Raw genomic sequence first — 23,888 nt, forward strand, 5'->3', positions numbered from 1 at the left:
CTTGCGCTGGCTTTAGAAAAACTCCGCCAGGCCGATGGCTAGGTTGTACGCCGCTTTCAACCCTGCCATCGGTGCTTTCCCATGTTCAATAAACGCTTGAAGCAAGAGCTGGCCGCTCTCCGCGAAGAACTCTCCAGCCTTGTGCAAGTGAAGGAAAGCCTGGAAAGCGAAATGCTCGCACTGACCCTTGAGCCCGACGGGCGGATTCGTTCGGTCAACCAGAATTTTCTCGATGAAATGCTCTACAAGAGCCAGGACCTGGTCGGCCGGGCAATTGAAGACATCGTCCCGGCTCACGTCAAATCCGACGAATTCCATCAGCGTTTCAAGAACTCGATGAGCCGTGGCGAGCATTTCGCCGGCGCCGTGCGATTGTTGCGCGGCAACGGCGACGAAGCGTGGTTGCGTTCAATCGTACAGCCGGTGCGCTCCTCTGATGGCCGGATCAGGCACATTTCCTTTTACGCCAGTGACCTGACCCGCACCATCGAAGCCTCCCGCGAGCATGAGAACCTGATCGGCGCGCTGGTGCGTTCCACCGCCGTGATCGAGTTCGACCTCAACGGCAATGTGCTGACCGCCAATGATCGCTTCCTCAACGGCATGGGTTACAGCCTGGCGCAGATCAAGGGCAAACATCACCGTACGTTCTGCGCCCCGGAAGAGTACAACAGCGCCGAGTACCAGAACTTCTGGCGGCGCTTGAACAGCGGCGAATTTGTCGCTGGCCGCTTCAAGCGTATCGACAGCCATGGTCGTACGGTGTGGCTGGAGGCGTCCTACAACCCGGTGGTCGATGCCAACGACAAACTGTACAAAGTGGTTAAGTTCGCCACGGTGATCACCGATCAGGTCAACCGCGAGCAGGCGGTTGCCGACGCGGCCAGCATCGCTTACAGCACCTCGCAACAAACCGACAGCACCGCGCAACGCGGCACCACGGTGGTCACCCAAGCGGTGAACGTGATGCGTGACCTGTCACGGCACATGCAAGCCGCCGGCGAAGGTATCGAGGCGCTGAACGAGCAGTCGCTGGTGATCGGCACGATCGTCAAAACGATCAGCGGCATTGCCGAACAGACCAACCTGCTGGCGCTCAACGCCGCCATCGAAGCCGCCCGGGCCGGCGAACAGGGCCGTGGGTTTGCCGTGGTCGCGGATGAGGTTCGGCAACTGGCCTCGCGCACGAGCCAGGCGACGGACGAAATCGTCGGCGTGGTACGGCAGAACCAGGAAATGGCCCGTAGCGCCGTGGCCCTGATGACCGACGGCAAGCTTCAGGCTGAACAAGGCCTGGCGCTGGCGGCGGAAGCGGGCACGGTGATCGTCGAGATTCAGGACGGTGCGCAGAAAGTGGTGGATGCGGTGGGCCAGTTTGCCAATCAGCTCTCTCACTGACCTGCACGCCGATCCCTGTAGGAACTGACGAGTGAAACGAGGCTGCGATCTTTTGATTTGAATTCAAGCATCAGAGCCAGGATCAAAAGATCGCAGCGTTCCGCAGCTCCTACAGTTGTCGCCAACAGATCTTTCGGGGCTGGCGCTACAATCGGCTCCTTTTCCTCCGGAGCAGATTTCCATGAGCGTCTCTCACCGCCGTCCGGTGCCCCTGAACAAAGCCTATCGCCTGCTTAATCATGGGCCCACCGTTCTGGTCAGCGCTGCCCACGATGGCCAGCGCAACATCATGGCCGCTGCCTGGGCGATGCCGCTGGATTTCGAACCGCCGAAAGTCGCCGTCGTGCTCGACAAATCCACCTGGACCCGCCAGTTGCTTGAAGCTTCCGGCACGTTTGTACTGAACGTGCCATGCGTTTATCAGGCCGATATTGTGCAAACCGTCGGCAACACCTCCGGCCTGCAAATCACCCGCAACCAAGGTCAGGACAAGTTTCAGGCGTACGACCTGCACACCTTCGCTGGCGAACAGGTTGAAGCGCCGCTGCTCGAGGGCTGTGTCGCCTGGCTCGAATGCCGCCTGCTGCCAGAGCCGCGCAATCACGAGCAATACGACCTGTTCCTCGCCGAGGTCATCGCCGCGCAGGCCGACGAACGTGTATTCAGCGAAGGCCGCTGGCATTTCGAAGGGCATGATGGATTGCGCACGCTGCACCATGTCGCCGGCGGGCATTTCCTGACGATTGGTGATGGGGTGGACGGCAAGACGTTGGAGGTCTGATTCACTCCTGCGAAAAGGCCTGCCGCTCGGCAGGCCTTTTTCAATGCAGTGTCTCAATCCCCTACCGCTTCTCCCTCACGTCGAGGATCGGCACCACCGGTCAACGTCGCTTTATTCTGCGCATCCTTCACCCGCACGATCGCTTGGGTGCCGCTGGTCATGTCGATTTCGCTGATCGCGTGGCCCTTTTCCTTCAATGCCTGAATCAGGGCCGCGCTGAACTGCCCCTGTTCCAGTTCGGTGGGGCCATTGCGGCTGCCGAAGTTGGGCAGGTTGATTGCACTTTGTGCATCGAGGTTCCAGTCGAGCAGGCCGATGGTGGTTTTGGCGACGTATTCGATGATTTGCGAGCCGCCGGGGGAGCCGACCGTGGCGACGAATTCACCCGTGTTGCGATCAAAGATCAGCGTCGGTGCCATCGACGAGCGCGGGCGTTTGCCGGGTTCGACGCGGTTGGCGACTTTGTGGCCGTTCTCTTCGGGGATGAACGAGAAGTCGGTCATCTGGTTGTTCAGCAGAAATCCCTGAACCATCAGGTGCGAGCCGAATGCGGCTTCGATGGTGGTAGTCATCGACACAGCGCCGCCGAGGTCATCCACCGCAACCACTTGCGAGGTCGAGATGCGCAACGGCGAACGGTCCGGCGCGTAGGCCATTTGTACGCCCGGTGGTGTGCCCGGTTTGGCGCTGCCCATGCTGCGCTCGCCGATCAGGCTGGCGCGGCTGGTCAGATAGCCCGGATCGATCAGGCCTTTGACCGGGACCGGGACGAAGTCGGTATCCGCCACGTATTGCGCACGGTCGGCGTAGGCCAGGCGTTCGGCCTCGGCGATCAAATGAACGGCCTGTGGATTCGGTTCGATGCCGGCCGGCTTATTGGTTTTCACTGGTTTAAGCGGAGCCAGCGACAGGCGTGGGTCGCGAGTCTCCAGCGCCTGCAACGTGCCGAGAGTCTGTGCCACCGCGATCCCGCCCGACGACGGCGGCGGCATGCCGCAAACCTGCCAGCGCTTGTAGTCGGTACACAGCGGCGCGCGCTCCTTGGCCTGATAACGCTGCAAATCGTTCAGCGACAGGCTGCCGGGGTTGGCGTGCTGTTGAACCTTGGCGACGATTTCTTCGGCGATCGGGCCTTTGTACAGCGCATCGGCCCCTTCGCTGGCGATGCGTTTGAACACGGCGGCCAATTTCGGGTTCTGCAGGCGCGTGCCCACCGCTTTGACGCTGCCATCCTCATTCAGAAAGTACGCAGCCATATCCGGCGACTGGCGTATCAGTGGATCAGCGGTCAGCAGCGAATGCAGGCGCGGGGAAATCGCAAAGCCTTGCTCGGCCAGTTTGATCGCCGGCTCAAACAGCTTCGCCCACGGCAGGCGACCGTGTTGCCGATGCGCCAGCTCCAGCGCGCGCAACACCCCGGGCGTACCGACCGAACGCCCGCCGATCTGTGCTTGCGTAAAGGCCATCGGTTTACCGTCGGCATTCAGGAACAGCTTCTCGGTGGCCCCGGCCGGCGCCGTTTCGCGGCCGTCATAGGTGCGCACCTGTTTGCCGTCCCACAACACGATCATCGCACCGCCACCGATCCCGGAAGACTGCGGCTCAACCAGCGTCAGCACCGCCTGCATCGCAATGGCCGCATCAATCGCGGAACCGCCCTGACGCAACATCTCCCGCCCGGCTTCGGCCGCCAGCGGATTGGCTGCGGCAGCCATGTGTTTATTGGCGTGGCGGGTTTGCAGATCAGTGCGGTAGCCGGAAGCAGCTTCTGGTGCTAGTGGCAAGGAAGAAGAGGGTGGGGCGTTGCATGCGGTGAGGGTCAGAGCGCTGACAAGCAGTGTCAGGGCTGGCAGGCGAAAGCGGCTCAAGGGCAAGGTTGGAAACACGTGGGCTCTCCGTCCGTGGGGTAGAAGTCCTGGGGACTTTATCGACCGGGCGGGCGGGGTGCAAACCGGGTGAGAATTTTCGCCAGTGGCGCTAGGTGGCTGCGACAACGGATCACCTGAAAACGATTCTCCGTTGACGTTAAGCGGTAGATTGCAAGTGACGCAGAGCGCAACTTTTCTGAAGGCATAAAAAAACGGCCTACCTTTCGGTAAGCCGTTTTTAGTACTTGGTGGCTACACAGGCAATTGAACTGGACGACTAACCTACTGTATCTATTGGATATTCTTAATCTGTGATATTCAAGGGATACACCAGGGGATACACGGCGCCGTCTGCTGGGCTGTTTTTGGCCTGCTCGCCGTCGTCCAGAATTCACCATTGACGCTACTCACCTGTACCCGACGAACGGTAACCACGCTTCGAACCGACGCCAAGAAGCGCTACCCCGGGACGGGGGAGTGGCCGCGGCTACCTGCCATCCCATTTCGGTAGGGCAGGTGGCGAAAACTCACCGGCGCCTCTCACAGCCTCATTTCCCTGATGACCTTCCGCGGGTCTGCGCCTTGCCTGAGCGCTCGTCGCGCGTCCTTGGTCAGTTGATCGAGCGCCTGCTCCTCGAAGGTAGCCGCCATGGCGCTGGCCTTTCTGATGATCAGCAGCGCCAGCTCGGCGGGGATCTTAACTTTCTCGGTTGGCAGGTAATCGCAATCGATCACAGACACGGCACTGTCCTCTGGCTCGCGGAATGCTGGCGCTGGACCGGGTCGGCGCCAGCGATGATCTGCAGAGTTTATCAGTGCGCAATCGAACTACCGGGATTCCGGTAGTTTCCTGCCGCCTGCTCCGGCCTGCTGTCAGGAGCTAAGGCGCCCGCAAGAGACTAGACGAGACCGGAGCGCGTCGGCATGCCGTCACCGCCAGAAGCCGCGAACCACGAACCCTCCCGGCAACCGATCGGTATCCTGCTGTCCGGAATCCGTCTAATGCCTGTCTAATATTTTTGTGGCGCGGCCGGCTCGTGGGCGCTGGCCTGTCCATCTACCGTTCATCCTTGACGGGTGTGATCTTGAATTTTTGACGAGACGGGCGTCGACGGGGCCGCGCGAATCGCCGCAGGCCATGCTATGCGCGGGTTTGCCGTGCCCGGTTGTGGTTTGCCCTAGGGAAAACCGTCAAGACCTGTCCAAAGTTTGGTCAAGGCTCCGTCAAGGATGGTCAAGGATTCCGGCGTGGTCTGCGCTGTGACAGCCCAATCCGTTCAGGACGCCTCGGCTATCGCCGTCAGCATTCCGAGCTGGCCAGGCCTTGATGGCCGTAGCGCCCCGTCACCCCCAACCAAAATGCGCCCGGTCAATCCGTCCAGAGCCTGTCCAGAATCCGTCAGGGGTCTATCAGGGGTGTGAGACGGTCAGCCTCCCCACTTTGACGCGGCCAAGGCGGAACAAGCCCCTGACGCCCACCGGCCTTGGATTCCGTCTCATGCCTGTCTTACATTCCGTCAAAGCGTGGTCAAAGTAGACCGCGGCGCGGGGAGTGGCAAAACCGCCACATTGTGTTGAGTCCACCACCCGAGGTCGCGGCTATTGCGCTCATTCATGGGGTGTTTCCCCAATGGGGTAGAACGTTCTCGCCGTCCTGAAGAGCAATGTGCCGTTCGGTGTGCCGGTTTACAGAAGAAACCACTGCTTATGGTGGAAGCCTCAGTGGAAACCTTCGACGACCACAACTCTGGATAGCGGGGATGCCTGGATGTCAGCCCGAGGTTTTACGAGTTTGTCGCGAAAGGTCGGCATGGGGACGACGGTTCGCGCGCAATGGTGGTTGCGAACCAGGTGCGAACTTGGTGGCGGCTCCAGTGCCAGGCGCGTACTGATCGTGCGTACCGGGCTGCGTACCAGCGTTGGGAATCTCGCTCCCACAGGGGATATCCGAGTAATGCTCGCTGCCATCAAAGATGATCCAGTTTTGGATCATCTTTCGCGGGCTTCTGGGTGCGTGAAGATCGTGCGTGAAGACGTGCGCGAAGGTTCATTCGGTGACCGGTGGGAGTGGTCACTACTGATGGTCACCGCGAATGGTCACTGGCTGGATGCCTGGCCCAAATGCCGACCTGAGATCAATGCTGCGCGTACTAACTTTTGCTAACAGATGGTGGATACCAGCGTGGATACCGGAAACCATTCGTCAATTCGCCTGAGTCCGCTTTTTGCTGGCTCGGTCTTCTGTGAACATCTGTGACGTGAAATCGATGGCCCCGGCTTTGGACGAATGGAAAAATGACGAATAATTTGATCGCCGCCCGCAACCTCTTCGCTGAGGCTCAGCAGGCCAAGAGCCTGCGGGCGGAGGCAATATCTCTCCGCCTGGCAGTTCGTGCTGTGCTGAGACAGCTCGAGGCCCAGCGAGGCCTTTACCTCGTCCGGATGCTGCAAGTGGATGATGTACTGCAGAGACTCGATTCAACTCATCGAGCGCGTACGGGCCAGCTATTAGGCTGGCCACCAAATGCGCGTTGTTCGCGCTACACCAGCAGCCAATCACAGCCCCACCCAGACGTGGAAACGCATCAATAAACCGTGCAATCGAACCGTTTGGCGTCCATGGTGTAGTTCCATGGAGAGCGCGGCTTATGACTTCCGGTGATCGGCTTCACGATAAAGTTCTGAGTTACGCCCACGCGGAAATCCAAATCATCCTTGCTGGATCGGCGAATCCGCAGTTTCACTTCGATCAGCTGCTCAGGACCCTGGGAGCGTTTGTTCATTGCGAAATCGTTACCCAAGATGAAGCGGACAGTATCCTGACGGAGGCGAAAGTTGCCTTGAGTGTCGCTGTGCAAAATATTGATGACCTGTCACGTCTATCAGCGGTTGCACGCTCGGATGAACCTGACAAAACCTGACATCGCACGACGCGTTCGGGAGCCGACGTGACAATTGTTGACATCTCAGCCTGCTCAAGCCGCACTGTGCTCGTAATTGTTTCCAAGGCCGGTCAGGCCTTTGGCGTGCTGCTCGATTTAGATTCCACTTCGATCACGTCGAATATCGATCCGTCCTTCAGCGTCAGTACCAGCCCTTCGACATAACCCGCGATGTGCTCCGGGAAGGTTGGCCGACCGTCGTCCTTGCTCTCGAAATAACGGAAGGCGCCATCATCGTCGATCTGCCCGACGAGATTATTGCCTTCGTAGAATCGTCCGTTGTAGAAGTGTCCATCGATGTAGGCGTCATTCCCGCGTTGCAGAGCTCGGTAATATCGCTTGGGGGTCATGGTGTGAGCCATAGAGTGTCCTCGGACAGAGGGTGGAGGAATGGTTACCAACGGTGGTTACCACGCTTGGTTACCAACTTGATGAAGGGGCGGTGGACGGCTCAATCCTTGGAGCCGTCCACCGCCTCATTCTGGCTATAGCGAACTTGGGCGAATATCTAGCCCGACATTAGTGTCGCCGCCGATGCGAAAACGCTTCACCTGGCCGGGTTGGACTGTGGCGGACTGCTCTTTCAATGGACCAGCCCAGCTACATAGACCCGACCCGCGCTCATCAGCACCCAGTCCGATAAGGTGTTCGCCGGCGGGAACATACAGACTCAAAGCTTCGCCTGTGTCGATCCGAGCAACCGCGCGACCATCGAGATGGACTGCGACAAAGCAGCCCCCAGCAACGAATCCGGTATCGCGCGTCACCTGAATTGTTCCGTACGGGCCCGCTGGCTTTTTCCCATAGCTCATCACCCTGTCACTCGGCACGGGTTTGGCTTTATCGAAGGCAACAGGTGATGTGGAGCACCCCGTCATCAGTACTAGCAAAGCTGTTGCGGCGAAAACTTTTAACATGAGAACTCCTTGTCTTGATGCCGCAACTCTAGCACCGGCGCTTGACGGTCACACCTTGTCTTCAGCCAGGATCGAGGCCGAGATGATCATCCCGCCCCACCGGCGTTCGCCGATGCAGATCGGTACCGGGTTGCCGCTGGCCGTGGTGTTTCGTGCGCTGCCGAATGCATAACTCGGCCTGTTTTCCGGGGCTGCGCTTTGTTTCAGTCCACCCTGCTGCGAGCTAATTAATTGGATCGCGCCGCCAATAGCGGTCGCATACCCGGCAGCTGCCAATGCGCTCGCAAATGGGGATGCTGCTCCTCCGGATGCATAGGTAATGAATGCCGAGGCGGCAATCATTACAACCCCGAGAATTGTCTGGAGAACACCAGCGCGCTTGCTTCCAGAAATCACGGGTACGATTTTTAAAGATTTGGTGCCCCCCAGGTCAAAGCGACTTGTTCCGACGTTTTCCCCGTTTCGGATTATCGCGAACTTCATACCCAGCCGGGCCAATCGGTCAACCTCCTCTGAAAATCCCTCGACCGTTGATCTCAGGGCTTTGAAGACCTCCCAGGTACTGCCAACGTCAAGCAGGTAGTCCTTTTTGCGGAAGAACTTTCGACCGAGGATGCTGGTGAGCTCGATAGTTGTTTTTGGGGTGTAATGAATAGCTAGCGCTGCCATTGGTTTTATTCCTGTGGGTTGGTGGTTGGTACGGTGGTGCCCAAGCGAATGGCGAGCAGGGATCGCGACATGCGGGCCTGATCGAATATCACTTGCTCATGCAGAGGGTTGTAGTTCCAGATCCGGTCGTGGATTGCTTTGTACGCCCTTGCACCACGAAACGTTCCTCCCAGCAGTTCGGCCGAAACTCGCGCCTCCTCCTCAGTAAAAAACGGCCCGTCGATGGTCACCTTCACGCCATCGCGGACATGCTGGACATCCCAAACCAAATAGCCGGAATCTGGTCCCTGACTCGGAGGGTGTGACTCAAACCGATTGGTTTTGCATGCTTCCTCGAAGCGATCCCGATGTGTCTGCGGGAGGCTAGCTGCGTTGCTGTCCTGTTCCGTCATATGTACCTCTGGTGCGCCGCAGGCGCTGGTTATGGGCTGATGCCCGGCTGTGTTGCTCCGTGTCGCGACACCTTTTCGTGATTCGCAAAACGTGTCGCGTAATTGGGTTTCTACTTGCCGACGATGCTCAGGGTGGGCGGAAGCTTTGGGCCAAACGGTGCGCCAGGCGCGAAAGGGTCTGGCCGCAAATGCTCTGGGCAGTCCCTGATGAAGTTGGCAGTCGCGATCTGACAGGCGTTGAACAACGGCGCGTCGTTCCATTCCTGTCCTCGGCGTGCGGCGCTGTCCTCCAGGGAATGGGCGAACACCAATTCCGCCAAACCGTTCACGCCGTCCTTCCTCGCCGCCTCCCGCTCCACGGCGTTCACCGCCAGCAGATCGCACACCCGGTCGAAGCCCAAGCCATCCATCAAGCCTTCGGTGTCCAGCATCAGCGACCGGCCGAACGCGCCCAGCACCTTGCGCACGTCATCCCATTCAGCGCTCCGATGGTCCGAAGACTTCTGCTGAATCTCGTAGATCTTGTTGGCGGTGAAGGGCAGGTAGTGGCGCAGCTTGCTGGCCTCCCGCCGTATGGCTCGGCGCTCGGTTCGGATGTCGTCTGCTCTCTGGCCGAGGATGCGACAGAGCCGGCGGGTGGTGATCAAGCTTGTGCTCTTGCTGGCGCCTGGCTTCTGCGCGATTTCCAGCAGGGCAATGACGATATTGGCCTTCATGGTTTTGTCTCCATGGGCGTGCGGTCGTAATCAGCGCGCAACTCGGCACCAACGCCGCAATAGCGATTGGTGGGCGCGTAGCACGATCGGCAGGCCATGATGTGGTTGAGGTATGCGTCGCGCGCTCGCCGCCACTCAGGCGTGGCTGTGGCGGCGCTTGCGTGTGGGCTTGTGATGAGCCGGGGAGTGCGCTCGACAGGGTTGGCCAGCACCAGGCGTGGGCGAGGCCGACTATCCATTTTTGGCGTGTCGGTACTGGCAATGGCTGGCGGCATGTGATTGAGCAAGCCGGAAAGGAGGCTCATGGCGTCACCTCGGCCTGATTGCTCCATTGCCCATATGTGTCTCTAGAAAAAAATCGGGGGAACGGGGGAACAGTGGGAACACCCAATGATTCCGGGGCTTTCAGAGGGGGATTCTGTACCCCACGTTTTTTTGTGGGGAACAGTGATAACCAAACGTCAGGAAAGCGCTGTCCTCTTATATTCAAAAACATGTTTGTGTTCCCCCTGTTCCCCAAACACCAAATAAGGGGGAACGGCTACAGGCCACGTCTTTGCTGGCTGTTCCCCCGTTCCCCCTGTTCCCCACGTTTGTAGGTTCCTGTGAAGTCGGGCATTCGCCTCTGGTGTTGGTGGAGGTCATACGGCACCGCCTTCGCCATCCAGAGCTTCCGGGTCGATGACGTACAGCCGAGCAGATCCGCCGGCGGGGATCCGGTACTTTTTGGTTTTGCGGCTATCCCGATCGGTGTCGCGCTTGGCCAGGGCCCCGCCAACCTCCAGCGCCTTGATGACGCGGGTGAGGCCGAACCCGTGGGCGGCTTCGATGAGCGCGGACTTGTTGAACAGAAACAGCCGCTTGTTGGCGACCACCTCCCAGTACCCGGCGCGGTTGAAAACCTTTGCGTCCGTCTCTGGGGCGTCCACGTCGGAGAATCGGCTGCTGCCGTGCTTGTCGATAAAGTCGATGATGCCGGCCAGGATCTGGCGGTCTTCGGCATTCCCTCCGCCCACACGGGAAAGCCATTCGCCGTAGAGCAGGCGGCAGTCGGAGAGGGCGGTACCGGGCTCCCACGGGAGCAGTCCGTAGGCGATGGCCATCTCGCCAGCCAGCGCTATCACCGCGAACCGGTCAGCGACGCGGCCGGCCTGGGCGTTGTCTTCGACGAACTGAGCGCGAATGCCATCAAAGTCACTGAGCAGGCCGGGCTTGTCGTCGGCTGCGACCAGACGCTCCACGAACGCAGGCCCAAGATGCCCATGGTGGGCGCCTACCGCGACGGTGAGCTGCCGATGGAAGTCGGCGCCCTCAAGTCCGTGTAATTCATCAAAGGCGCGATGTGTGCGGGTGCCGGCGTTCACGTCGACCATGCGAAGCTCGGCGCCAGCGTGGGCGGCGTTACCCGATATGGCTGCGTGCTCAGAGAGAGAGCGCTCGCCGCTGGAAAGGGTCAGCAGGCGCCAGCTCAGTTTGGCCCGTCCCTCACGCTCTCGGGTCATGGTGCCTTTGCCTTGCCCGTTGGCCAGGGAGTAGGCCATTTCCTGTACCCGCTTGGGGTCGGCGCGCTTGATCTCGTCCAGCGGCAGGATGGTGTCGTTACGACTGGACGCCTCGATCTCAAGCCCGCCCTTGGTCATATCCCAACTGGCGGCGAACACGCCCGGGTCACCCCATACGGAGGAGCCGATCAGTTGCGCCAGCGACTTGCCGCTCGAGCTATCGCCCACCAGGTGAACACCACCGCCCAGCACGCCGACCAGACTCAGGAGAGGCCCGGCCAGCGAGCAGCCGATCGCCAACGTCAGCACGGGATTGCCCGCGCATTTGGCTGCCACTTCGGCTTGCCACCGCGCCAGCTCGCCGCGCTGACTGAACAAAACCTGAGCCCTGTTGCTCGCCTGATATCGCACGTTGTCGGTGCCGATCGTTCGCCCGGGTAGCACGAACGCGCCTGACTCATGCCAGCCCGGCCGGCCGGTGGTAGCGAACACCTCGGCGGGGTGCTGATCGAGCAGGTACTCCATGAACGTGCCGCGCTTCTTGAGCGCGATGATTACGCCCATTCCGAACAGTGCCCGGCGAGCGTCCTCGCCGCTCCCGCCGAACACCTCCATGGCGATGATCCATTCCTTGATGCCGCCCTCCGTGACTAGGCGGAGCAGACGCCCTTCGCTGCCGTCGTCGCTGTTGGTCGTGCGCGCCACTACCGTGACGGGGCTGGAGATCCATTCATCGGTGATAGGGCGTTCCGCGGCGTCGCTCTCCGCGTCGTCCTGATCGGCGGCGGTGCGCTTGAAGCTGTGCCAGTACACCCCTGGGCGCAGCTTGCGGCCGTTCTCGTTGGTTACCCAATGCTCGTACACTGCCCAGCAGGGACGCGCTGGCGCAATGGTGGCGGCTTCCGGCCGAAGGGTGATCACGTTGGCGTCAGGCTTGGCCATTGGCGAGTTTCCAGTTTGCAAGATCGTTGAAGTCAGTCAGGGATTCAGGTGCGTTGTCTGGCCAGTCAGGGAAAGCGACCTCACCACCCACGGCTGCGGCTGCTGCGTTTGCAGCGGCGCGGCCTGGGTTGCCTTCGGTAAGGCGATCATCATCGCCAGCAACCACAATTGGCTGGGCTGGGTAGCGCGAGCGGAGACCCACAGCGGCGGGCATCAAGTTGCCCGCGTTCATGGCTGCGGCAACCGCGTATCCGCCGTGCTGATGGAGGCTGGCGCCGGTCGCCCACCCTTCGCAGATACAAAGCACCGCGCCGGGCTGGATGATGCCCAGCGGGGAATAGGTGCCCTTGATGCGCCCGCCGAAGAGGAAGCGTTTGCCGCCGTCCGGTGCAATGCGTTGCAGGTTGACCAGACGACCGTCCAGATACAGCGGGACGAGCAGTTCCGCCCCACGCTGGCGCAAGCCGTAGGAGCGAACGCCCTTCGCCACCAGATACGGATGCTCGGGTGATGCCCGGCGCGCGTTGCGCCACAAGTGATTGGCCTTTGCCGCCGCTCGCTCATGGCGCTGGCGCTGTTCGGCCTCTCGCTGGCGCCTGGCCAACTCAACACGTTCGCGGATTTGCGCCGCTTCGCGGGCGTCCACTGGGTCGCGACTACACCAGGTGCTGGCGCCACCGGCTTTCCAACTCCCGAAAGCACCGGATGCAATGCCGTCCAGGTACAGCACATACCAGCCGTTGAGCGAACCAGGCTTATCTTCTGGCACACGGAATCGGTGGATTTCACCGTCGGGCTCTGGAATCCAGTCGAGGGGGCCATAGACGGACTGGAGCGCATCACGGAATAGGATCGTTGCCTCAGTCATGCGACCCCCTTCGGCGGGGTAAACCGCTTGGCCAAACTCTCCAGTTTCTGAGTCAGGCGCTCGAGCTCATCGCAGTGACGGCCTTGGTCGCCTTCCGAGATGCGCAGCTCGAGGAAGCCGACCAGCGTCTCCACCAGCAGCACATAGCTGGCGCTGTCGATATGAGCGCCGGCAGCGGGTGGGCCGCCACTGCTCTTGCGATTGATTGGGGTCACGTCACCCATGGCTGACCTCCCGTCGATCAGCGCCAGCAAAGGCCCGGCAAACTTGACCGTTGTTTACACCGTGCCAACGGGTGAAGTCGTCGATGGAGTCGACCAAGCACGCCGTGACCTGGGCGCCGGCGCTACGCATAACTACGCGTCCGCACTCGGCGTCGGCCTCAGTCAGGAACGGACCCAGCAGCGCTTTAGGCGCCTTCGGATGGGTCACATAAAACAGTTCGTTGGCTTTCTTCAGGCAAGCCGATCCCGTTGACGCAGATGCGCCGTTTTGAAATTTCATGGTCTTAACCCTTTATCGAATCAGCGTTTCGCGCCGAGTGCGCGTCGATCGTCTGCGTCCGGCGTGCCCGTTCTGCAGCCATAAATCCAAGCCCTTCATTCGCCTTTTTGAGCGCGGCCTTGTCGTCGACCTGGGAAAGCCGCAATCGCGAGCCAACAGCCGACGCCTCGGTGAACTTGCCGATCTCTGCCATGAACCCCATGACTTGGGCCTTAAGCGTTTCCAGCTCCTCAGGGGACGCCTGGCTGGCGCGGTCGATCCACGAAGCGGCGATGTATTTAAGGTGGTCGCCATCAACTCGCTGGGCGTAATTGCTCATGTGTTTCAAGGCGATCAGCGCCAGCGCGCCGCCGGTTGCCCAGCCACCGCTATAACCACCGATCAAGGGAACATCCCAGTACCCGATGCGCCCCATCGGGTCGGTATAGACGGTGTTGCCGACGTAGGGGAGGCGGTGAGCCGGGAGGGTTCTGCGGCGTTTGAACATCATTGGCTGAATCATTGGAACGCCTCCTGTTCGGCGATGACATCACCGAGGAGATCGGCCCAAGCCATGGCTGTGTGCTGTGCGAACATGGCCGTCACACGGGCCACAGCGATGTGAGTCGAGGGCGAGGCGATCAGCGCCAGCGACATCGCCAGAAGCACCAGAATGTCCTGCGCATCTCGCAGATCTTCGACCACGCCTGCGTTGGTCTTGAGCGTGCCAGTCATACCTCACCTCCGAGGTTCGACAGGTTGTCACTCAGCAGCTCGAACGACTGCTCCACATCCCCGAGATGCGTTTCCGCCAGGTACACGCCGAGGTTCGACAGACCGGGAACGTTCTTGCCATCGGAGTGTTTTTGGTCGTCACGAATGGCAGTCATCAGGACCAGCATCCAATCGCTGAACTCGCGGCAGCAATCGAGCTGGAAAAGTGCCTCTTGGGCCACCTGCTGGCAGGTGCCGGCTTTCGATTTGCTCGTCATTGCGCACCCCCTTCGCCCATTTCGGCGCGCTTGCCAACCACGCCGTGCGAGGCGCCCAGGTGGCGATGGCGCCAGCAGAAATTACCGCTGAAAGTGCGGATCTGCTCAATATGGCGGGCAATGTCACACGCCAGCTCATTGTCGTAACCACCCATCGCTGGAATCACGAACGTCAGCAGGATTTTCTCCAGCTTCTTGTGCTCTTCGCGGGCGAAATTCATGGAGCACATATCGCGGGCGTCTATAACCGCCTCGCGCAGCACTTCCCCTTCGATAGCATCATGGTCGATGACGCACAGCTGACGACTCATTGCGCACCCCCAACACGACGGGCATTTGTGTGCTGACGTAACCGGTCTTTCTGGCAGTCCTTGCAGTGCGATTGAAGCCCCGTGTTACCTGACTTCCGCATCTTTTTTGGATAGAAGTCGCCTTCCTGTTTCAGGTTGCCGCAACAGGTACATTTGCGCAGCCCCAGCTCGACGGACATCGCGTCGACCGTATCGCCGAGGTTGATCAAGGCGTGATTGCATTTGCCGCAAATCACTGCGAGCGGGTTCTGGTCGCTTTCAGATGGGAGAAAGTGTTGGATCGACGGGTGGCTCCCATAAGCGGCCCCCGTCCTACGCAAAAATTCAAATTTCACCTTGCAGCGCGGGCAGGCATTGTCTTCCGGCCAAGCCCGCTCCAACTCAGCAAAGCTAGGCACGTACTTGCCGGACAGGCGGCTTCCAGTGCGCATAATGGTCATAGCTCGACGCTTGGATCGATAGCTACCGCTGGCACTTCCTTTGCTCAAGGACGCTTCAGCGCTTCCGAGGGACGTGCGCGGTAATGCCCGAATATTGGGGGTGTTTGTATTGACGATCATTTCGACACCTCCCGCGCTTCTAGTTCGCGAGCGATCTCGGAGTGATGGTTGTAGCGCTTCAAGCGAACGGAAAGGGATGAATTTGCGCGGAGTGCGCTCAATGCCATGCGGCGGTGAGCGAAAGCGCGGACTTTGGACGGAATGAGGGCGTGTCGCATGGGTGTAGCTCCCGAATCTTGAGAGCCACCACGGCCTGCCGCCAAGCAGAGAAGGGTGGCGAGTTGCACAGGATTGGCGGACCGGAGATTCAGGAACCCGGCGCACCCGAGGGTGCTCCTGCGCAACCCGCCATAAAACGAGAATGCGGGCACAAAAAAAGCGCCTGCAATCGTAATGGGGGCGCTGTTGCGCCTGAAATCGTTAGACCCGCCAAGGTCGGTCGCTGAATTTGCAGCGACTTGGGGCGAACCATACCGATGAGCACGACTGGTGGCAAGAAGACTTATCGACCGTTCATCGCTGATCATGAGGGGAGCATTCATGCTGCCACCTTTTGGCGGGATGCGCCCGTCTTCTCGAGCATGGCCAGAACGTTGTGCCCACGCTTGTGTTCGGAGGCCGGCAGGCTGTAGCGGGTCACCAGGCAAGGCAGACCCCAATGGTTCGGCACACGCTCCATCAGGCGGTTGAAGTTCAGACCGTAACCGTTGGAGAGACTGCTGATGGTCGAGTGAAGGCAGTGGTCGCCCAAACGCTCGGCCTCGAAGCGATTGAGGCTCAGGTCTTTGAGGAAGTGGCCCAAGACGCGACTGATCTTTGTCGGTGCTTTCCCTGTGCTGGTGGTAATATCGGCTTGAGATTTTTCCGGGCTGGCCTTTTTGGGTTGGCCTTTTTTTTGGTCGGTCATTTATGCGGCCTCTCCACGCAGAGCGATGCGCTGGCGCACCCATGCCTGGACCTCGGCCAGCACGAAGCCCACCGGCGAGCCGCGCGACTTGCTGTTGCTCAGCGGCACCGGGCGCGGAAAGGTCGGATCGTCTTTGAGGCGTTTGTACACAGTGGGGCGGGCGAGGCCGGTGATGGCCTCAAGGTCCGGCATGCGAATCAGGGTGATCGCCGGGTCAAAGTTCTGCGCAGAGACAGCGGAAGGCTGGTGCGGCGTATGAATGGTGTGCATTTTGCGTTTCCCGATACTGATTTAGACAGGAAACACATTGCGTCGGCGGGGCTATTGTCGAAAATGTATGACATGCCGGCGTGCCGTCACGTCATACCAATCTGTCACTTACCGGCAGCGATGTCAGAGCGGTCTGACACATCGTCAGGTTTGATCGCACTCGCCAATTCCGCGGCCTGGCGCACGGGGATACCTCGCTCCGAAATGAAGCTCTGAACGCTTTTCTGCAAGGGCGGACGCTCAGGATCGTACTCAATCCAGAATTTGATCGTGGCCTGTTGGGCGGCTGACAGAGCTCTTGTCGTATATGGGAATGTGAGCGCCCCAGTATCGATTGGGCCATTGCTGTCATGGGTGAGGGGTATCAGCAGCGGCTTATCTCCCGGCAGTGGGCTGTCCGGCTGCGCAGTCGCTACCGCGTCGCTTGATTCGGCTGCCTCCATCTCGTCGATTGCGTGGAATTGGCGGAGGACGTACGACATACCCCACGCTGCGCACAACATGCCGCTTGTGCTGCCCATGACTATCCACCCCAGCGTGTCATAGCCGTACTTTTTCAGAGCCAAAAACACGCACAGCAGGATCATGCCGGCGACCATGCCCGCAAGAAAAAGGCCGAGCTGGTGGTTGTAGTATTCGCGCTTCATCTGCCGCTCCCTCCCAGGAGCCCCAATTGGCTAGATTGGCTGACCAGGCGGTTGGGAATGCCGCTTTTCGTCCCGTCGGACTAGATCAGCCAAAACTCTATGCTCTCCAGATACTGGCTATTCAAACAGTAATGGCGTTCAGTCTATATCTGTCTATCTATTTGATGAAAGCGCTGTGTCATGCGCGCTTACCGAAGTGTCCCTGAACCACAACACCGCCCGCGAGACCGTCGAGGTAGTTCGCATACCATTGCATCATCACTGTGCGCTGCGGCAGATACTTGGCTTTGTTGTAAACGCCAGCGACGCCAGGCTTCTTGTGGGAGAGTTGGGCCTCGATGTGGTTCTCGTCGAACCCGTTTTCATTGAGGACGGTCGACGCGATGTGTCGGAACCCGTGCCCGGTCTGGCGACCCTCATACCCCATTCGCCGAAGTGCCATCAGGAACACCGTATCGCTGCGGGGTTTCGTGCGGTCGCTGCGGCCGGGGAACAGCAGGGGATTGCCGCCGGTGTACTGGCGCAGTTCTTCCAGCGCCTCGATTGCCTGAGTCGACAGGGGCACCAGATGCTCCAGCCCTTTTTTCCGCCCCTTGCGATTCACCGGGACGGTCCAGATCTTTTTATCGAGGTCGAACTCTGACCACTCCGCCTCGCGCAGCTCGCTGGGGCGCACGGCAAAAAGGCTCAGCAAGCGCAGGCCGAGGCGGACATCGTGGGCATGTGGATATGCGGCAATCGCGCGGATCAGGCCGGGCAACTCGTCTTGCGTTACGTGGGCGTAGTTCTCGGCCTTGCCTGACTGGAGATACTTCTGCAGGCCTTCCAGCGGATTGTGCGTCGCGCGACCGGTAACCCGGGCCAAGTCGTAAACGTCGCGGCAGTAGGAGCGAACCCGGCTCATTTGCTCAAGGATTCCTTTCTGCTCCATGCCGCGCAGGAACTCCATCCATTCGAGTGGGGTGATATCCACGAACTGGCGCTTGCCGAACACAGGGAAGACATGACGCTCCAGGGCGCCGATGATCCGCTTCGCTGTTCCGGCATCCCAATTGGTCAGGCGTGACGCGTACCACTCCCGCGCCAATGGCTCGAACATCTCGCCGGCGATATCCCGATCTGCCTTTTTGCGAGCCTGTTTCGTGACGATAGGGTTTTTGCCGTCGGCGGCATCGGTGCGTAGTTCGGCAGCTTTCTGCCTGGCGGCCGATCCGCTCACCTCTGGGTAACCGCCGAGCCCGAGCCACGACCATTTGCCGTCTGGCTTCTTGTAACGGAGCTGCCAAGACTTTTGCCCGTCAGGCTTCACGCGAAAATAAAGGCCGCTCCCGTCGAGCTCGCGATACTCCTTGGCGTCAGGCTCAAGGCCGGCCAATGCGGTATCGGAAAGGGGGCGACGTTTTATCTCGGAGCGCTTCATTTGGGCTTGTATCCCCTCGGTTCAATTATTTGTCGAGGATACACAGAGGGATACACGGAGGGAAGGTATAGAGGGATACAGGGAGAGATAGCCAGAAACAAGAAAGCCCGCACTAGGCGGGCTTCTTGAGGTTGTTTAGAGACTCATAGAGACATCTGTAAACAGGTACTTGGTGGCTACACAGGGACTTGAACCCCGGACCCCAGCATTATGAATGCTATGCTCTAACCAACTGAGCTATGTAGCCAAGTGGCGCGCATTATTCCCCTGAAATGGCAAAGCGTCAAGCGTAAATCCAAAATATTTCTTCTTATTTTCAACCGCTTATCCTCCGCCCCAAAAATCGGGGCCGGGGAGGGTGTCAGCGCAGGCGGAATCTGGCGGTATTGGCGCTCAAGGCTTCGCTGCCCTGGCTCAACGTGTCCGCCGCAATGTTCACCGCCCGTGCGCCTTCGAGCAAACGAACCGCCGCTTGATCGACTTGCTGGATGTTGCCGCTGACCTCATCGGCGGTGCTCGCCTGCTCCTCAACCGCCGTGGCGATCTGCGCCAGGGTGTCGGTGACGCTCTGCACGGCGCTGGCAATTTCGCCCAGGCGTTCACCGAGGCCGGTGACGGCGGCGGCATCCGATTGCGCCTGGCCGCAGGCGGCTTCCATCAGGCTGACTGCTTCGTTGACCGTGGCGCGCAGGCTATCGACGGTGCCGGCGATCTGTGCGGTGGACGACTGGGTGCGTTGTGACAGGCTGCGCACCTCATCGGCGACCACGGCAAAGCCACGGCCCTGTTCACCGGCACGTGCGGCTTCGATCGCCGCGTTGAGGGCGAGCAGGTTAGTTTGTTCGGCGACGCCGCGAATGGTGTCGACGACCAGTTGAATCTGCTGGCCTTGTTCACTGACCCGGCCCAATGCTGCGGCTGTGTCGTTCAAACGCTGGTTGAGCTGCTGAATGCTCGCCGTGGTGCGCTGGCTGTCGCGGCTGCTGTCGGCGGCAATGCGCCGAGTGTGCTGGGCGCTGCCAGAGGCTTGTTCGCAGCTCTGTGCGACGCCTTGCGAGGTAGCGGCCAGTTGCGTGGCCGCTGCGGCGATCTGGCTGATCTGCAATTGCTGCGCCTCGACTTCGCTGAGCGCACCGCTGGAATGGTCGTTGAGGCTGCGCACGGCGTTGCTCAGTTGCGAGGTCTCGTGATCGACACCGAGCATGCTGCTGCGCAGTTGCACCACGGCGACGTTGAGCGCGGTGCTGATCGCTGCCAGCTCATCGCGCCCCACCACTGGCACTTGCAGGCTCAGGTTACCGTCGCGCAAGGCCTCAGCGAGCAAGGTGATGCCGCTGGCACTGCGGCGGATCGAGGCTTGCAGGCAGATGAACAGATACATCGCCGCGAGCAGCAGGCAACCGAAGATGGCTGCGACGAGGATGAACTGACGGATCGCTGAGCTGTGGTAGGCGTCGAGGCGCTGATCCAGCGAAACCAGCGACTGCTGGCGCAGGGCGGCGAGGTCGCTCAGCAGGGCATCAAGATTGCGTTCGAAGTCGTCCGGTTTGAGCGTGATGCTGCCGCCGAACACGCCGTCGTCGAGTACCTTCAGGCCGCTATCGAGACGTTTCAGGCTGTCATGGTATTGGCTGGCCCAGCTCTGCTGATCTTTCGGCAGGCGTGCTTCGAGCAGCGTGGCGGTTTTGACCAGTTGCTCGCGGGCGTCGCCGATGCGGCTGCGCAGGTCGCGCAACTGCAAGCGACTCTGCAGCGTGAACTGGCCGGAGACCACCGAGGCCTGGCCGACCGCGGCGAGACGGCCAACCCGCTCGATCAGGTCTGGCGCGTGTTGGGTGGAAATCTGCGTCAGCAGGTAGGTTTCCAGCCATGGCGCGAGGGTCAGGCGATTGTCCATGACGATCTGCTCGCGCAACGCTTGAAGGGCGCTCAGAGCGTTGGTGAAGCGGTCGTAGCCGTCCGGCCACCAACCGACGCTGCTCAGGCTTTTCGAGTCGAGGCTGTTGAGCGCGGTTTGCAGCGCTTGATAGCGCGTCAGCGTCTCGCCTTCGGCTCCTTCTTTTTTCAGTGCCGTGCCCAGGTCCGTGGTGGCTTGCAGCACGGCAGGTTGCACGGCGTCGAAGGCGGCCATGGCCGCCAGGGTGGCTGGCGTCGGTTGCCGGTTGGTTTCCGTGGCGCGCCAGCGGGCGGCACGGTCGCGTTGCGCGGCGAGCAGGTTGTCCAGCGCATCGAGCGCCAGCAACTGACGCACGCCGGCGCGTTCGCCGGCAATCAGATTGAGTTTTTCGCGATAGTCCTGGCCGATCATCAACAGGCTACCGGCCAACGGCAGAATGAACAGCAGAAACAACAATTGGAATTTACGTGCGAAGCCAAATCGCCCCAGCAATTTGATTCCCGGCGAAAGAAAAGCCTGCATGCCCCATGACTCCCCTGGACACCACGCACCATTGGCGTGCATCGCAGTCGTTCGACCTTGATGTTGTGCCCTGCTAAAAGGCCTCGAAAGTTCACTCTTGCCCGCTCTGTAGGCCGGCTCTGTAGCGAAACTTCCCATTGTCGAGCGCCTTTGTAAGGCGATCGTGTTCAAGGGCAGAAGCAAGGCAAGATTCAGACCATGGCGTTGCGCTATCACCTTTCTGCCAGTGCCCCCGTGTAGGAGCTGCCGAAGGCTGCGATCTTTTGATCTTGTTCTTGAAAGTCAAAGTCAAAAGATCGCAGCCTTCGGCAGCTCCTACACTGGGATCAGCCTTCGATAACTTAGTTAGCTGGCTAAGGGGATAGCGCGAGCGCACCGAAAAATGGCACATTGACGCACCTGCCTGCGGGCATCCCTCTGCTGTCCGGAAATTTCCATGGCTATCAGCAATGTTCAGACCGCCGCTGCCTCGGCGACCGCTGCGCCCCAAAGCAGCCCACTGGTGATGCGCATCATCGGCGCGGTGGCGCTGGCGCATTTGATCAACGACCTGATCCAGTCGGTGCTGCCGTCGATCTACCCAATGCTCAAGGCCAGCTATGGCCTGACGTTTACCCAGGTCGGCCTGATTACCTTGACCTTCCAGTTGACCGCGTCGCTGTTGCAGCCGTGGGTCGGTTATCACACTGATCGCCACCCCAAACCGTGGCTGCTGCCGGCGGGCACGGTGTGTACCCTGATCGGCATTCTGATGATGTCTGTGGTGGGCAGCTTCCCGCTGATTCTGCTGGCAGCGGCGCTGATCGGTATTGGCTCGTCGACCTTTCACCCGGAAGCCTCGCGTGTTGCGCGGCTGGCCTCGGGTGGGCGCTTTGGTCTGGCGCAATCGACGTTTCAGGTCGGCGGCAACGCCGGTTCCGCGTTCGGCCCGCTGCTGGCGGCGGCGATCATCATCCCGTTCGGCCAAGGCAACGTGGCGTGGTTTGGCCTGTTCGCGGTGTTTGCGCTGTTCGTGCTGTACCGCATCAGCCGCTGGTACGCCAATCACCTCAACCTGTTCAAACTCAAGGCCGGCCAGGCTGCGACGCACGGCTTGTCGAAGGGCAGGGTGACCAGTGCGCTGGTGGTGCTCGGTCTGCTGGTGTTCTCCAAATACTTTTACATGGCCAGCTTCACCAGCTACTTCACCTTCTACCTGATCGAGAAGTTCGACCTGTCGGTGGCCAGCTCGCAATTGCATCTGTTCCTGTTCTTGGGTGCAGTGGCGGCGGGAACATTCTTCGGCGGGCCGATTGGCGACAAGATCGGGCGTAAGGCAGTCATCTGGTTTTCCATCCTCGGCGTCGCGCCGTTCACTTTGATCCTGCCGCATGTCGATCTGTTCTGGACCAGCATTCTCAGCGTGGTCATCGGCTTTATCTTGGCCTCGGCATTCTCGGCGATCGTGGTCTACGCGCAGGAGCTTGTGCCGGGCAATGTCGGGATGATCGCCGGGATTTTCTTCGGTTTGATGTTCGGTTTCGGCGGGATTGGCGCGGCGCTGCTCGGGCATCTGGCGGATGTGCACGGGATTGAGTACGTGTATTTCCTGTGCTCGTTCCTGCCGTTGTTTGGCGTGTTGGCGATCTTTCTCCCGCGTACCAGAAAGACCTGATCCCACACTATCCAGTCCCCGGTGGGAGCGGGCTTGCTCGCGAAGGCGTCGTGTCAGTCGACGAATGTTTTGCTGATACACCGCATTCGCGAGCAAGCCCGCTCCCACAGATACAGTGTCAGATCGCAGGCACAAAAAAGCCGCGAATCAAACGCGGCTTTTTCATGTATGGCTGTTGCTTAGACGTTGAAGCGGAAGTGCATCACGTCGCCGTCCTTGACGATGTATTCCTTGCCTTCCAGACGCCATTTGCCAGCTTCCTTGGCACCGGCTTCGCCCTTGTACTGGATGAAGTCGTTGTAGGCGATCACTTCGGCGCGGATGAAGCCTTTTTCGAAGTCGGTGTGGATCACGCCAGCAGCCTGTGGTGCGGTGGCTCCGACCTTGACGGTCCAGGCGCGGACTTCTTCGACACCAGCGGTGAAGTAGGTCTGCAGGTGCAGCATTTCATAGCCGGCGCGAATCACGCGGTTCAAACCAGGCTCTTCCAGGCCCAAGGCCTCGAGGAACATGTCTTTTTCTTCGCCGTCGTCGAGCTCGGCGATTTCCGCTTCGATCTTGTTGCAGACAGGAACGACCATGGCGCCTTCTTCTTCGGCAATGGCCTTGACCACGTCCAGGTGCGGGTTGTTGTCGAAGCCGTCTTCGGCAACGTTGGCAATGTACATGACCGGTTTGGTGGTCAGCAGGTGGAAGCCCTTGATCACGGCTTTTTCATCCGCGCTCATGTTCTTCATCAGGCTGCGCGCCGGCTTGGCTTCGGTGAAGTGCGCGATCAATTGCTCAAGCAGCGCCTTCTGAACCACAGCGTCCTTGTCACCGCCCTTGGCGTTGCGCGCGACTTTCTGCAGTTGCTTCTCGCAGCTGTCGAGGTCGGCGAAGATCAGTTCCAGGTCGATGATTTCGATGTCGCGCTTGGGGTCGACGCTGTTGGAAACGTGAATCACGTTTTCATCTTCAAAGCAGCGCACCACGTGAGCGATGGCGTCGGTTTCGCGGATGTTGGCCAGGAACTTGTTGCCCAGGCCTTCACCTTTCGAGGCACCAGCGACGAGGCCGGCGATGTCGACGAATTCCATGGTGGTCGGCAGGATGCGCTTGGGATTGACGATGGCCGCCAGTGCGTCCAGACGCGGGTCCGGCATCGGCACGATGCCGCTGTTCGGCTCGATGGTGCAGAAGGGGAAGTTCTCGGCCGCGATACCGGATTTGGTCAGGGCGTTGAACAGGGTGGACTTGCCGACGTTAGGCAGGCCGACGATGCCGCAATTGAATCCCATGGTGTTTCCC

General features: G+C 60.1%; 27 protein-coding genes, 1 tRNA gene and 2 pseudogenes. 5 read left to right on the forward strand and 25 right to left on the reverse strand.

The features are described 5' to 3' along the window. Positions 1 to 171 precede the first annotated feature (171 nt). The 3 genes and pseudogenes from CXF97_RS28830 to CXF97_RS24695 all read left to right on the forward strand — a co-directional run. Positions 172 to 810 (forward strand): annotated as a pseudogene (locus tag CXF97_RS28830) (PAS domain-containing protein); the annotation flags it as partial. Positions 811 to 960: 150 nt separating this feature from the next. Further along, positions 961 to 1,398: pseudogene (locus tag CXF97_RS28835) on the forward strand (methyl-accepting chemotaxis protein); the annotation flags it as partial. A 181-nt stretch (positions 1,399 to 1,579) separates the two neighbouring features. After that, positions 1,580 to 2,179, forward strand: coding sequence for a flavin reductase family protein (locus CXF97_RS24695; protein WP_101161834.1), 600 nt, complete (start codon positions 1,580 to 1,582; stop codon positions 2,177 to 2,179). 53 nt (positions 2,180 to 2,232) lie between these two features. Here CXF97_RS24695 and ggt read toward each other — a convergent pair whose 3' ends face one another. Together ggt and CXF97_RS24705 are read right to left on the reverse strand one after the other, a co-directional pair. Beyond that, a complete protein-coding gene (ggt, locus tag CXF97_RS24700) occupies positions 2,233 to 4,065 on the reverse strand; it encodes a gamma-glutamyltransferase (RefSeq protein ID WP_101161836.1) in 1,833 nt (610 codons plus the stop codon). Between the two features lie 522 nt (positions 4,066 to 4,587). Continuing rightward, positions 4,588 to 4,788 carry a hypothetical protein gene (locus CXF97_RS24705; RefSeq protein WP_101161837.1) on the reverse strand — a complete coding sequence of 67 codons (201 nt, stop codon included), beginning with the start codon at positions 4,786 to 4,788 and terminating at the stop codon, positions 4,588 to 4,590. Between the two features lie 1,213 nt (positions 4,789 to 6,001). On the opposite strand from CXF97_RS24705, the gene CXF97_RS28090 reads away from it, so the two are divergent. Then, positions 6,002 to 6,211, forward strand: a complete 210-nt coding sequence (locus CXF97_RS28090; RefSeq protein ID WP_157830925.1) for a hypothetical protein — start codon at positions 6,002 to 6,004, stop codon at positions 6,209 to 6,211. A 421-nt stretch (positions 6,212 to 6,632) separates the two neighbouring features. On the opposite strand, the gene CXF97_RS28095 is transcribed toward CXF97_RS28090, so the two are convergent. The 22 genes from CXF97_RS28095 to CXF97_RS24825 form a co-directional block, all read right to left on the reverse strand. Beyond that, positions 6,633 to 6,830, reverse strand: a complete 198-nt coding sequence (locus tag CXF97_RS28095) for a hypothetical protein (protein ID WP_157830926.1) — start codon at positions 6,828 to 6,830, stop codon at positions 6,633 to 6,635. A 230-nt stretch (positions 6,831 to 7,060) separates the two neighbouring features. Further along, positions 7,061 to 7,339 (reverse strand): hypothetical protein, encoded by a 279-nt coding sequence (locus CXF97_RS24720; RefSeq protein ID WP_157830927.1) that lies wholly within the window; start codon positions 7,337 to 7,339, stop codon positions 7,061 to 7,063. A 135-nt stretch (positions 7,340 to 7,474) separates the two neighbouring features. After that, a complete protein-coding gene (locus CXF97_RS24725) occupies positions 7,475 to 7,906 on the reverse strand; it encodes a hypothetical protein (RefSeq protein ID WP_101161845.1) in 432 nt (143 codons plus the stop codon). A gap of 48 nt (positions 7,907 to 7,954) precedes the next feature. Next, complete coding sequence (locus tag CXF97_RS24730) at positions 7,955 to 8,575, reverse strand: tail assembly protein (protein WP_101161847.1); 621 nt, start codon at positions 8,573 to 8,575, stop codon at positions 7,955 to 7,957. 5 nt (positions 8,576 to 8,580) lie between these two features. Next, positions 8,581 to 8,967, reverse strand: a complete 387-nt coding sequence (locus CXF97_RS24735; RefSeq protein ID WP_101161849.1) for a hypothetical protein — start codon at positions 8,965 to 8,967, stop codon at positions 8,581 to 8,583. Between the two features lie 110 nt (positions 8,968 to 9,077). After that, on the reverse strand, positions 9,078 to 9,683 hold the full coding sequence (locus tag CXF97_RS24740) for a hypothetical protein (protein WP_101161850.1): 606 nt from the start codon (positions 9,681 to 9,683) through the stop codon (positions 9,078 to 9,080). Further along, on the reverse strand, positions 9,680 to 9,988 hold the full coding sequence (locus tag CXF97_RS24745; protein ID WP_101161852.1) for a hypothetical protein: 309 nt from the start codon (positions 9,986 to 9,988) through the stop codon (positions 9,680 to 9,682). Before CXF97_RS24745 ends, CXF97_RS24740 begins: the two co-directional genes overlap by 4 nt. Positions 9,989 to 10,324: 336 nt before the next feature. Beyond that, on the reverse strand, positions 10,325 to 12,127 hold the full coding sequence (locus CXF97_RS24750) for a DUF927 domain-containing protein (protein WP_101161854.1): 1,803 nt from the start codon (positions 12,125 to 12,127) through the stop codon (positions 10,325 to 10,327). After that, positions 12,114 to 12,995, reverse strand: coding sequence for a toprim domain-containing protein (locus CXF97_RS24755; RefSeq protein WP_101161857.1), 882 nt, complete (start codon positions 12,993 to 12,995; stop codon positions 12,114 to 12,116). The genes CXF97_RS24750 and CXF97_RS24755 overlap by 14 nt, the downstream gene beginning before the upstream one ends. Continuing rightward, positions 12,992 to 13,219: a hypothetical protein gene (locus CXF97_RS24760; protein ID WP_101161859.1), complete on the reverse strand. Its 228-nt coding sequence runs from the start codon at positions 13,217 to 13,219 to the stop codon at positions 12,992 to 12,994. Before CXF97_RS24760 ends, CXF97_RS24755 begins: the two co-directional genes overlap by 4 nt. Beyond that, on the reverse strand, positions 13,212 to 13,499 hold the full coding sequence (locus tag CXF97_RS24765) for a hypothetical protein (RefSeq protein ID WP_101161861.1): 288 nt from the start codon (positions 13,497 to 13,499) through the stop codon (positions 13,212 to 13,214). Before CXF97_RS24765 ends, CXF97_RS24760 begins: the two co-directional genes overlap by 8 nt. A 4-nt stretch (positions 13,500 to 13,503) precedes the next feature. Further along, a complete protein-coding gene (locus CXF97_RS24770) occupies positions 13,504 to 14,001 on the reverse strand; it encodes a hypothetical protein (protein ID WP_101161863.1) in 498 nt (165 codons plus the stop codon). Next, a complete protein-coding gene (locus CXF97_RS24775; protein WP_101161865.1) occupies positions 13,998 to 14,213 on the reverse strand; it encodes a hypothetical protein in 216 nt (71 codons plus the stop codon). The genes CXF97_RS24770 and CXF97_RS24775 overlap by 4 nt, the downstream gene beginning before the upstream one ends. Further along, positions 14,210 to 14,470 (reverse strand): hypothetical protein, encoded by a 261-nt coding sequence (locus CXF97_RS24780; protein ID WP_101161867.1) that lies wholly within the window; start codon positions 14,468 to 14,470, stop codon positions 14,210 to 14,212. Before CXF97_RS24780 ends, CXF97_RS24775 begins: the two co-directional genes overlap by 4 nt. Continuing rightward, the gene (locus CXF97_RS24785; RefSeq protein ID WP_101161868.1) at positions 14,467 to 14,781 is read right to left on the reverse strand and encodes a hypothetical protein; all 315 of its coding nucleotides are present in this window, start codon (positions 14,779 to 14,781) and stop codon (positions 14,467 to 14,469) included. Before CXF97_RS24785 ends, CXF97_RS24780 begins: the two co-directional genes overlap by 4 nt. Continuing rightward, positions 14,778 to 15,341 (reverse strand): hypothetical protein, encoded by a 564-nt coding sequence (locus CXF97_RS24790; RefSeq protein ID WP_157830928.1) that lies wholly within the window; start codon positions 15,339 to 15,341, stop codon positions 14,778 to 14,780. The genes CXF97_RS24785 and CXF97_RS24790 overlap by 4 nt, the downstream gene beginning before the upstream one ends. A gap of 478 nt (positions 15,342 to 15,819) precedes the next feature. After that, positions 15,820 to 16,188, reverse strand: coding sequence for a hypothetical protein (locus CXF97_RS24800; RefSeq protein WP_101161874.1), 369 nt, complete (start codon positions 16,186 to 16,188; stop codon positions 15,820 to 15,822). Then, positions 16,189 to 16,458 (reverse strand): AlpA family transcriptional regulator, encoded by a 270-nt coding sequence (locus CXF97_RS24805; RefSeq protein ID WP_101161876.1) that lies wholly within the window; start codon positions 16,456 to 16,458, stop codon positions 16,189 to 16,191. It abuts the gene before it with no gap. A gap of 104 nt (positions 16,459 to 16,562) precedes the next feature. Next, positions 16,563 to 17,105, reverse strand: a complete 543-nt coding sequence (locus CXF97_RS24810; protein ID WP_101161878.1) for a hypothetical protein — start codon at positions 17,103 to 17,105, stop codon at positions 16,563 to 16,565. A gap of 178 nt (positions 17,106 to 17,283) precedes the next feature. Next, positions 17,284 to 18,525, reverse strand: a complete 1,242-nt coding sequence (locus CXF97_RS24815) for a tyrosine-type recombinase/integrase (RefSeq protein WP_101161880.1) — start codon at positions 18,523 to 18,525, stop codon at positions 17,284 to 17,286. 170 nt (positions 18,526 to 18,695) lie between these two features. Next, positions 18,696 to 18,772: transfer RNA gene (locus tag CXF97_RS24820), tRNA-Met, on the reverse strand. Positions 18,773 to 18,886: 114 nt separating this feature from the next. Continuing rightward, positions 18,887 to 20,944: a methyl-accepting chemotaxis protein gene (locus CXF97_RS24825; RefSeq protein ID WP_101161882.1), complete on the reverse strand. Its 2,058-nt coding sequence runs from the start codon at positions 20,942 to 20,944 to the stop codon at positions 18,887 to 18,889. Positions 20,945 to 21,380: 436 nt separating this feature from the next. On the opposite strand from CXF97_RS24825, the gene CXF97_RS24830 reads away from it, so the two are divergent. Then, on the forward strand, positions 21,381 to 22,598 hold the full coding sequence (locus tag CXF97_RS24830) for an MFS transporter (protein WP_101161884.1): 1,218 nt from the start codon (positions 21,381 to 21,383) through the stop codon (positions 22,596 to 22,598). A gap of 179 nt (positions 22,599 to 22,777) precedes the next feature. On the opposite strand, the gene ychF is transcribed toward CXF97_RS24830, so the two are convergent. After that, complete coding sequence (ychF, locus tag CXF97_RS24835; RefSeq protein ID WP_101161886.1) at positions 22,778 to 23,878, reverse strand: redox-regulated ATPase YchF; 1,101 nt, start codon at positions 23,876 to 23,878, stop codon at positions 22,778 to 22,780. Positions 23,879 to 23,888: the final 10 nt, after the last annotated feature.

Source organism: Pseudomonas sp. Choline-02u-1 (assembly GCF_002836515.1).
Taxonomy (GTDB): domain Bacteria; phylum Pseudomonadota; class Gammaproteobacteria; order Pseudomonadales; family Pseudomonadaceae; genus Aquipseudomonas.

Coding starts and splice junctions, on each gene's coding strand:
- CXF97_RS24765 (WP_101161861.1), bottom strand. CDS start 13,499: ATGAAATTTCAAAACGGCGCATCTGCGTCAACGGGATCGGCTTGCCTG.
- CXF97_RS24800 (WP_101161874.1), bottom strand. CDS start 16,188: ATGACCGACCAAAAAAAAGGCCAACCCAAAAAGGCCAGCCCGGAAAAA.
- CXF97_RS24825 (WP_101161882.1), bottom strand. CDS start 20,944: ATGCAGGCTTTTCTTTCGCCGGGAATCAAATTGCTGGGGCGATTTGGC.
- CXF97_RS28095 (WP_157830926.1), bottom strand. CDS start 6,830: ATGAACAAACGCTCCCAGGGTCCTGAGCAGCTGATCGAAGTGAAACTG.
- CXF97_RS24785 (WP_101161868.1), bottom strand. CDS start 14,781: ATGAGTCGTCAGCTGTGCGTCATCGACCATGATGCTATCGAAGGGGAA.
- CXF97_RS24740 (WP_101161850.1), bottom strand. CDS start 9,683: ATGAAGGCCAATATCGTCATTGCCCTGCTGGAAATCGCGCAGAAGCCA.
- CXF97_RS24775 (WP_101161865.1), bottom strand. CDS start 14,213: ATGACTGGCACGCTCAAGACCAACGCAGGCGTGGTCGAAGATCTGCGA.
- CXF97_RS24760 (WP_101161859.1), bottom strand. CDS start 13,219: ATGGGTGACGTGACCCCAATCAATCGCAAGAGCAGTGGCGGCCCACCC.
- CXF97_RS24790 (WP_157830928.1), bottom strand. CDS start 15,341: ATGATCGTCAATACAAACACCCCCAATATTCGGGCATTACCGCGCACG.
- CXF97_RS24805 (WP_101161876.1), bottom strand. CDS start 16,458: ATGCACACCATTCATACGCCGCACCAGCCTTCCGCTGTCTCTGCGCAG.
- CXF97_RS24725 (WP_101161845.1), bottom strand. CDS start 7,906: ATGTTAAAAGTTTTCGCCGCAACAGCTTTGCTAGTACTGATGACGGGG.
- CXF97_RS24755 (WP_101161857.1), bottom strand. CDS start 12,995: ATGACTGAGGCAACGATCCTATTCCGTGATGCGCTCCAGTCCGTCTAT.
- CXF97_RS24810 (WP_101161878.1), bottom strand. CDS start 17,105: ATGAAGCGCGAATACTACAACCACCAGCTCGGCCTTTTTCTTGCGGGC.
- CXF97_RS28090 (WP_157830925.1), top strand. CDS start 6,002: ATGCTCGCTGCCATCAAAGATGATCCAGTTTTGGATCATCTTTCGCGG.
- CXF97_RS24780 (WP_101161867.1), bottom strand. CDS start 14,470: ATGACGAGCAAATCGAAAGCCGGCACCTGCCAGCAGGTGGCCCAAGAG.
- ychF (WP_101161886.1), bottom strand. CDS start 23,878: ATGGGATTCAATTGCGGCATCGTCGGCCTGCCTAACGTCGGCAAGTCC.
- CXF97_RS24815 (WP_101161880.1), bottom strand. CDS start 18,525: ATGAAGCGCTCCGAGATAAAACGTCGCCCCCTTTCCGATACCGCATTG.
- CXF97_RS24830 (WP_101161884.1), top strand. CDS start 21,381: ATGGCTATCAGCAATGTTCAGACCGCCGCTGCCTCGGCGACCGCTGCG.
- CXF97_RS24770 (WP_101161863.1), bottom strand. CDS start 14,001: ATGATTCAGCCAATGATGTTCAAACGCCGCAGAACCCTCCCGGCTCAC.
- CXF97_RS24695 (WP_101161834.1), top strand. CDS start 1,580: ATGAGCGTCTCTCACCGCCGTCCGGTGCCCCTGAACAAAGCCTATCGC.
- CXF97_RS24720 (WP_157830927.1), bottom strand. CDS start 7,339: ATGACCCCCAAGCGATATTACCGAGCTCTGCAACGCGGGAATGACGCC.
- CXF97_RS24750 (WP_101161854.1), bottom strand. CDS start 12,127: ATGGCCAAGCCTGACGCCAACGTGATCACCCTTCGGCCGGAAGCCGCC.
- CXF97_RS24730 (WP_101161847.1), bottom strand. CDS start 8,575: ATGGCAGCGCTAGCTATTCATTACACCCCAAAAACAACTATCGAGCTC.
- CXF97_RS24745 (WP_101161852.1), bottom strand. CDS start 9,988: ATGAGCCTCCTTTCCGGCTTGCTCAATCACATGCCGCCAGCCATTGCC.
- CXF97_RS24735 (WP_101161849.1), bottom strand. CDS start 8,967: ATGACGGAACAGGACAGCAACGCAGCTAGCCTCCCGCAGACACATCGG.